A 4,070-nucleotide genomic window follows, 5' to 3' on the forward strand; every position below is an offset into this window, starting at 1 on the left:
AGCGACAGGACACGAAACAAAGTCATGGTTTTCCTCATGTCGCGTCCCCTCAGAACAAGGCTTTGACGCTGAGATCAAGCAGCGACCAACTGCCGTCGTACTGGCCGAGGAATCCGGCGTCGACGGTCCCGCAAAAGGAGTCCTCGCGGCTGCGTTCACGCGAGGTCCAGCCAGCCGGCTCGCAAAGTCCGGCGCCGGCCACCCCGAATCCCTCGCCGGCGAACAACATGTCGCCGTCGGTGTTCACGGTGCCGAAGGCGCGGAGCTGCCCGCGCAGCGCGCCCACGCAGCCGACCTTGCCAAAGGCACCGCCACCCACCAGTCCCCCCAGGGTCAGCGGCGGGCCGGCCAGCACCCAGGCGCCGAAGTCCGCGGCCACGCCCACGGTGAGCGGGCAACCGTTGGAGTACACCGGGATGCTGGCGGAACCACGCATGTAGGCACCGGCGAAGCCGGATTCCGGAATCGGGATGAACTCGGCCACCCGCGGGTCCAGCTCGTTGAGAATGTCCTGGTTGCAGGTGCGCCCGACCAGGAACGCCGCCTCGGCATTGATGGTGCTGAACAGCACGCCAGCGGAGGCGCCCAGATAGGTCTCGCGGTCGCCAATGCCGGCGGCGAAGGCCGGGTCGTAGACGGTGAACTCGGAGAAGCCGATGTCACCCTTGGTCTGCAAGCCGCCGAACACGCCCTTGGGCGCGAAGCCGTCGGCGGCCTGATCCAGCGTGAAGCCCATGTAGACCTTCTTCATCGTGATCTTGGAAGGCCCGAACGCCGCCGGCAGGTTGAAGGCGGACAGCGTCACGTCCAGGCGGCTCTGGCCGTCCGGAATGCTGCAACCCGCCGTCTTGTTGCTGGCGGACCAGCTCACCGCGTCCAGCGCCGCGCCGAAGGTGTTGGCGTCCTGGCCTTCCGAGCTGGGCGACATGGTCCACTCGGCGCCGACGTGAACGCGCTCCAGCTCGTCACCCGCGATCACCGCGAAGCCGTCCAGACCCGCCGATTGCAGCGGAATCTTCTTCAGCGGCGCGGTGGCGGTGTCGAGCAGGCCGTTCACCTCGCTTTCCACACGGGCCAGCGCGGCGCGCACGGTCATGTTCACCTGATCGGTCAGATCCGCGACCAGGCTGTTGACCCGGTATTGCAGCTCCTTGAGCTGGGCATCCGCCTCCTCGCGCAGCGCCTGGATCGGGGCTGTGTCCATCAGCAACTGCACCAGCGTGCGACGCAACTGATCCGGCGTGTACGACGCGGTCGGCAGTCGCGCGTCGAGCTCGTCGCGAATGTCCATCTCGACGGCATCGAGGCGAACATCCACCTCGTCCAGCACGCGCTCGGACGCCACGCGCAGCAAATCGACCTCGCTGCCATTGTTCGGGTCGGCGACCGCGACATTCACCGTCGGGAACCCGATCTGCGCGGCGGCATCCGCCACCAGCGTGTTCAGCAGCGCGAGCACGTCCTCACCGGCCGGTGGTGTCGCGGAGACACGGATCTGCTCCGCGATCGATTCCAGCGTCGAGGCGACGATGTCGAAGGGTTCGGTCACCTCGGATTCGATGCGCTGTTTCAGCGACGCCAGCCCGGCCACCTGCTGATCGATCTGCGCCAGCGCGACATCGATATCCGCCGTATGCGCCAGCAGATCGTCCAGCAGCGCCTCGGCCTGCATCAGGATTTCGGTGGTGCGGCTGTCCTGCGTGGCGCCATCCGGGCACACCGCCGTGCGCAGCCGCATCTCGGCGATGGCCACCCGCGTCAGCAGCGATTCCGCCGCGTTCTGCAAACCGGCCTGGCCGTCGCGCAGCGCCTGGGCCACCTCGGGATCATCGGCCGCGATCTCGATCAGCGGCACCAGCACCTCGGTGCCCTGGACCACGTTGAGCAGGGTCCGGATCGAATCGATGTTGTCGAACAGCTCGCTCAGATAGCCGCTGGCCTCGCCGGCCACCGAACCCGGCGTGCCACAGAACTCCGCGAACACGGTGGTGGCCTGCCGCAGCCCCAGCCTGACCTGGGCCAGGCTGCTCTGCACCCGAGCGATGGCATCGTCGGCCTCGCCCAGGATGGAGCGCGCCTCGTCCAGCGCGTCATCGATCAGGTTGGAGACGCCATCAATGCGACCCTGCACGGAGCGCAGGCGCATCGCCGTGTCGTCCAGCCGGTCGGCGACATCGGAGCCCACCGGCGTGCCCGCGGGCTGCGATTCGATCTGCTGGCGCAGTTGCAGGAACGGTGCGCGCACCGCCTGCTCCACCTGCGCGAGCTGATCCTCGATGGGACTCGTGATCCGTGTCCGCAACTGACCCAGCACCTGCTCGGGCAGGGTTTCGACCTGACTCAGACCGCGCGACACGGTGACCAGCGGGTCCTCCCGCAGCGGGGAGATGTCCGCCGCCGCGGCACCGCTGCGTTCCAGCGCCAGCACCAGCGCTTCCTCGATCGCATAGTCCAAGCCGCGACCGGCGAAGCGGTTGAACAGGTTCAGCTTGTCGCTGACTTCGTCCAGCACCGGCGAAATCACCGGCGAATCGAGAATCCCGGCGTCGACCAGCAACTCGTCGACCTTGCGCAGGCTGTCGCCATCCTGAAGGTTGATCTGGAATTCGAATTCGGTGAGCGCCTGGATATCCGCGCTGGCGCCGAAGGAGAACTTGGTGCGGATCGGCTCGACGAAATTGATGCCGGCACCCGCCTCCAGCACGATCAGGTCGGCCGACCGACGCACGCCGATCAGGCTGGGGATTCGCGTCTCGTTGGCCAGCGCCGGGCTGTAATAAGCCGGAAGCTGGAAACCGAACCCGGTACCGCCCCATTCGTAACGCACCTGGAACTGGTCATCGGAGCGCTCCGCCACGCCCGCCATCACCTGGGTGTTGGTGCGTGCGGTATCGACCTGTGCCAGACGCCCGGGCGGCAACAGCACGGAGCTGTCCGCCACGGCCGGCGAACCCGGCTGCGCCAGATCAATCACGTTGGCGAGACGGTAATCGGCGGTGATCGCCTGCCAGAACGGCAGCGCCACGGTAGTCTCGCCCTGCACCCAGCCGTAACGATCGTTGCCGATGGTCTGGCAGATCAGCAGGTCGTCCTGGGCGTTGCCGTCGACGCAGTCCAGCGCGGCGCCATCGATCGCCACGCCGAAACCGGGTGCGGCGCCCGCATCGTCCTGGGCTTCCTCAAAGCGGAATTCACCCAGGCCGCGCGTCTGCTGGAACGCAACATGGCCGTCCGGCGACCAGCCAATGGTCATCGCCAGCGGCCGGTCCAGCGCCAGCGGCGCCACGCTCTGATCCAGCGCCAGCCGCTGCGGCGTGTCGTCACAGAAGGCATCACCCTCGCCGTCCGGGCCGGTGAAGCGCAGGCTGGACACCTCGGTCGGCAGGCTCCAGGTCTTGAGCATCGCCGGGCAGTTCTCGTCGATCAGCCCGTTGCCGTTGTTGTCCGCCGCATCGCATTGCTCGCGCACCAGCCGCCCCTGCCCCAGCCGCGCGGCGCAGTCGATCTGGAGGTTCTCGAAGGCCAGATCGCTCAGCTCGGCATCGCCGGGCAAATCAAACGCGCCGTCGACCCAGTTGAACGGGTCCACCGCGTTGTCGACGGCGCGGATCGCGAAGCGGCTGAACCGCAGGTCGTAACCGGAAAACGCCACCGGCTGCGCCAGCGCCGCCGGATCGATATTGAACACACCGGTCACGCCACCGGGGCGCACGACGTACTTGGTGGCGATCTGCGAAGCCAGCGACGCGCGCGCACCCACCGCTCCGATCTCAAGCGGATCGCCGGCCAGATCCTGACCACGGCCCAGATCCGGCTGGCCCAGGCTGTTGGCATAGATTTCCGGACCGACGCTAAGCCCCACCGGCGCGTGGTTGCCGCGCAGCGCGGCGCGGCTTCCCAGCGGATGCAGCGTCACATCGGCGGACACACCACGCTCCACATGCCCCGGCAGCGCGGCGACCAACGCCGTCTCGCCATCAAAGCGATAGCCCGGCAGCGCCAGCGTGGCATCCGCGCCGGAGGGCAGATCATCTGGCCGCGTGAACGCCAGGTCCGACCCCGCCCCCATG

At 67.7% G+C, this 4,070-nt stretch carries 1 protein-coding gene; it reads right to left on the minus strand.

The genetic code is table 11. The annotated features are described in order from the left end of the window. Nucleotides 1-49: 49 nt before the first annotated feature. A partial coding sequence (locus ABNS06_RS17005) for a hypothetical protein (protein ID WP_348675801.1) occupies nt 50-4,070 on the minus strand: 4,021 nt, incomplete at its 5' end.

The sequence above is a fragment of the uncultured Abyssibacter sp. genome, assembly GCF_964000955.1.
Classification (GTDB): Bacteria; Pseudomonadota; Gammaproteobacteria; order Nevskiales; family OUC007; genus Abyssibacter.